The sequence below is a fragment of the Neobacillus drentensis genome (assembly GCF_036966985.1).
Classification (GTDB): domain Bacteria; phylum Bacillota; class Bacilli; order Bacillales; family Cytobacillaceae; genus Neobacillus; species Neobacillus drentensis_E.
Window position 1 is genome coordinate 1 of sequence record NZ_JBALSN010000437.1, and the last position, 4,581, is coordinate 4,581.

Below are 4,581 nucleotides of genomic sequence, written 5' to 3' on the forward strand. Positions count from 1 at the left end.
GGTGAAACACATGAAGGTGAACTTGTTTATCAACAATGAAGATGTGACAACAGAGCATTATGATGAAGTGAGGAATCCAGGCAGATTAAGTGAAGTAGTTGGCTATATCGCCAGAGGAGATGCAAGCCATATTGATGGAGCTGTGCAGTCTGCGCATCGAGCCTTCCAGTCCTGGAGTCAAACTTCACTTGAAGAAAGAATGTCAATCCTATTGAAATCTGCTGAAGAAATTGAGAGAAATGCGTCTTTTATCGCCAGTGTGACGGCTAAAGAAAACGGCATTCTGCTTGGCAGAACGGTTGATGAGGTCAAATTAGGCTTGATGGATATGAGAAATATGATAGAATTGGCGCCTTCTGCCTTTCAAAATCGGATCATAGAGGATGAAAGCGGTTGGGTGAGCGTAGTGAAGAGGCCGATGGGGGTGATTGCTTGTATCGTTCCTTGGAACGCCCCTATCATTCTGACCTTACAAAAAATAACGCCAATTCTTCTTGCGGGCAATACAATTGTAGTAAAACCGTCTCCAACTGCTTCAATGGGCGTAGTAACGTTATTAAGAATTATGGCAGAATTTTTCCCTCCAGGTGTGATTAATGTTGTTCTTGGCGGCAGCGAGGTAGGAAGTGCTTTAACCTCTCATCCGCTAGTTCGTAAAATTTCATTTACTGGCGGAGGGAATACTGCAGTGACGATCATGAAATCGGCAGCTGAAACACTCAAAGGGGTTCACTTTGAGTTAGGGGGGAACGATCCGGCCATTGTACTAGACGACGCCGATCTGAATGAAGTCGTTCCAAAAATCGTCGAAGGAGCATTTCGAAGAACAGGGCAATTCTGCTTTGCGATTAAGCGAGTTTACGTCCCTTATAGTATGTATGAAGAGTTCTATGAAAAAGTTTGCGAATTAGCAGACTCCTATCAAATTGGGTATCAATTGAATGAAGAGACCACAATGGGTCCTATTAACAACAAACTTCAATATCAAAGGATAAGTGAACTGATTGAAAGACTTGAACATAGCAGGGCAAATTTAGTCAAGTTAGGAAAGAAACTGGAACCTGAAAATTGGGATAATGGATACTATCTTCAGCCAGTTATCGTACGGGATGTCGATCCTACCGCTGAGATTGTGACCTGTGAACAATTTGGTCCAGTGCTCCCACTGATTCCATATCATACGGAAGAAGAGGTTATTCATTTGGCCAACAATTCAGAATTCGGTTTGGGTTCTTCCGTATGGTCTTCTGATTTTGAACGTGCATTAGAAGTCGCGAACCAAATAGAAGCGGGAATGACATTCATTAATGGTCATGGACAAACACCATTAGGTTCAAAATACATCCCGTTTGGTGGAATCAAGCAAAGTGGTATTGGTAGAGAAAAGTCCATCGAGGTTTTTGATGAATTTATTGAATATCATGGGATCAATTTCCATAAAAAAATTAATGTTTGCTAGTTTAAAAAAAGCTCTCCAGATTTGGGGAGTCCTTTTTTATTTACCATTCTTTTTGGCTTTGTACCTCTATCTTGGCGGTGAATCTATTGAATTATTACATTATTATTCTGATGAATACGATCCTTATCACGACGATTACGGGAATCAAACCTGTTGTTTCTTTATACGCCTATTCCTTAGGTCTTTCACCTCAAGAAATCAGCATGATTATTGCTAGTTCTGCTATCTGTCCGGCCCTTTTGGCCTTGCATATTGGCAAATGGGTTGATCATATAGGAACACGTCCCATGGTAATCATCGGGAATGTCATGTATTTGATTTCCTTATTGTTAACTGTCATGTTCCCATCCTTTTTCATTTTTTTAATTCAGCTAGCTATGGTTGGTATTGCTTCTACCTGCTTGATGCTCGCCTTACAGAAGAGAATTGGCAGCTTAGGAGGTGACATCGATCGGACGGTGGCCAACTACAGTCTGTTTGGCTCAGTTGGCGCAATGATTGGCCCAGTTATTAGTTCCTTTTTGTATGATCACTACGGGTACCATATTTGTATCTTTTTTAATATGGTGCTAATTGCCATCGCATTGAGCAGCGAGATGGGTATGAGGAATTTAGATGGAGAGAACATTCAAAAAACGGATGAGAAACAACAAGCAAATTTGCAGGGAAGAGAATCGATTTGGGCCCTCATGCGAAACCGTGACATGCGGAATGCGATTCTTATAGGAGGATTGATATTTTCCTATAGAGAGCTGTTTAGCGTGTATTTTCCTTTGCTTGCCGACAATATGGGCATCACTCCAACCTTGACAGGACTTCTCCTCTCATTCCTCGGTCTGGCCATGCTCGTTATTCGATTTACCCAAACGTCTCTCGTTGGCTCTTTTGGGCGTATGAGAATACTTACGTGGTCTCTTTTCGTTACTGGTGTCATTTATCTAGTTACTCCGTTTTCCCCTTGGATCGTGGTGCTGTTTGTGTGGGTTGGTATTTTAGGAGCTGGTCTTGGTCTTGCTCAGCCGCTCAGCACTGCAGCTCTTTTGGAGGAATCCTCATCCGAACGCCGTGGAGAAGTATTAGGATTCCAGATGATGATTAATCGCGTTTCCCAATTTGCCATTCCGGTCATCTTTGGCGGAATAGGCGGTTTGATTGGGGTTTCAGCTATATTTTGGGGCAGCGGTCTCGTTCTTATGGCCTTTGGATATGTGACACGCCCCTTACCAATTTATGTTGAAAAGACGAAGAATCAGCGAAAGCATTTGTAGTTTATTTTCTTCGAAAGAATTTCTTTGTTCCCATATTTATATCATATGGGAAGTCTATTTAATAGATATTAGTAATATGTTAAATCTTATGTTAAATTTTAAATATACAGATTATTCAAAAATAATTTTTGGGAAGAAATATGATAATTTTACTTTCAGGAGGTTTACATGAAAATTTTGGTATTGCTCAAGCAAACATTTGACACAGAAGAGAAAATTGTACTAAAGAATGGGAAAGTAAGCGAGGAAGGAGTCAAATTCGTCATTAATCCTTATGATGAATACGCTGTCGAAGAGGCGGTGGCGATTAAGGAAAAACACGGTGGAGAAGTAACGGTTGTGACGGTTGGCCCGCCACGTGCTGAGGCTGCACTCCGTACGGCTTTGGCAATGGGAGCTGATAAGGCGATCATCGTGGATGATGAATCTGTTTTCGGTGATGAATATATGATTTCCAAAGTATTAGCTATTGTTGCGAAAAGAGATAGTTATGATTTGATATTAGGTGGATATATGGCGGTTGATGACGGAGCTGCTCAGGTGGGACCACGCTTAGCGGAAGAGTTAGGAATCGTTCATATCTCTACAATTACGAATCTTGAAGTCGAAGACGGTAAAGTAAGAGTGGAAAAAGACGTCGAAGGAGATACCGAAATCATTGAAGCGGCTACACCTGTACTACTCACTGCACAACAGGGTTTAAATGAACCACGTTATCCTTCACTTCCGGGAATCATGAAGGCAAAGAAAAAACCGATTGAACGGATTATAGCTGCTGACCTAGATCTGAATATTGAGGAGATTCTTTCGAAAACAGAAGTATCAGAACAATATTTGCCGCTCGAAAAAACAGCTGGAAAAATTCTTCAAGGGGAACTGCCCGAACAGGTCTCTGAGCTCGTAGAATCGCTGCGCTTTGAAGCGAAGGTAGTGCAATAATCTCATTAGATATTAAACATTTTGGAATCTTAAACATTTAAGGGGGAAAGGCATCAATGAGTAAAGATGTGTTAGTTGTTGCTGAAAAACGCAATGGTAATTTGAGAAATGTTTCTTTTGAAGCGCTTGCTGCTGCCAAAAAAATAGCTGACGGGGGAAAAGGCACGGCGGTATTGTTTGGGCAAGGGGATATCGGAGATGCGGAGCAGCTGGCGCAATATGGTGCGGATCAAGTCTACTTGGTTACCAACGAGGAATTGAATGATTTTTCAATTGATGCTTACGCGCAAGCGTTCACAGAAGTATTTAATATCGTAAAGCCTGACGCCGTATTACTCGGTCATACTGCTATGGGGCGTGATTTGGCACCACGGGTAGCAGCTCGTCTGGGATTTGGATTAGTATCTGATTGTACCGAGGTTGAAGTTCAAGGGGATGAAGTGGTCTTTGTTCGCCCGATATACGCAGGGAAAGCGTTTCAAAAGAAGAAAATCACTAATGGAATTCTTTTTGCCACCATTCGTTCTAATAATATCGACAAAGGCGTACCGGATGTGGGGCGTACGGCAGAAACAATCGAACATAAAGCAGTCATTACCGATATTCGCACGGTCATTAAAGATGTCGTAAGAAAGACAGCAGGCACCATTGATTTGACAGAGGCTAAAATTATTGTTTCGGGTGGCCGGGGAGTGAAAAGTGCAGAAGGATTCAACTCAATTCATGAATTAGCAAAAGCACTGGGAGCGGCTGTTGGTGCATCCCGTGCAGCTTGTGATGCAGGATACTGTGATTACTCAATGCAAGTAGGTCAAACCGGCAAAGTGGTAACACCCGATTTATATATTGCATGCGGCATTTCAGGTGCGGTTCAGCATTTGGCTGGGATGTCTAATTCTAAAATTATCGTAGCGA

4 protein-coding genes are annotated in these 4,581 nt (G+C 42.0%); all 4 read left to right on the forward strand.

Going from position 1 to position 4,581, the window contains the following annotated elements; translation table 11 throughout:
- The coding region (locus V7659_RS24465) for an aldehyde dehydrogenase family protein (protein WP_335542739.1) at positions 1–1,459 on the forward strand (1,459 nt) is incomplete at its 5' end.
- 86 nt (positions 1,460–1,545) lie between these two features.
- Positions 1,546–2,727 carry an MFS transporter gene (locus tag V7659_RS24470; RefSeq protein ID WP_335542740.1) on the forward strand — a complete coding sequence of 394 codons (1,182 nt, stop codon included), beginning with the start codon at positions 1,546–1,548 and terminating at the stop codon, positions 2,725–2,727.
- A 168-nt stretch (positions 2,728–2,895) separates the two neighbouring features.
- Positions 2,896–3,666, forward strand: a complete 771-nt coding sequence (locus tag V7659_RS24475; protein ID WP_335542741.1) for an electron transfer flavoprotein subunit beta/FixA family protein — start codon at positions 2,896–2,898, stop codon at positions 3,664–3,666.
- A gap of 56 nt (positions 3,667–3,722) precedes the next feature.
- Positions 3,723–4,581, forward strand: an 859-nt coding sequence (locus tag V7659_RS24480) for an electron transfer flavoprotein subunit alpha/FixB family protein (protein WP_335542742.1), incomplete at its 3' end; no start/stop codon positions are given.

Coding starts and splice junctions, on each gene's coding strand:
- V7659_RS24475 (WP_335542741.1), top strand. CDS start 2,896: ATGAAAATTTTGGTATTGCTCAAGCAAACATTTGACACAGAAGAGAAA.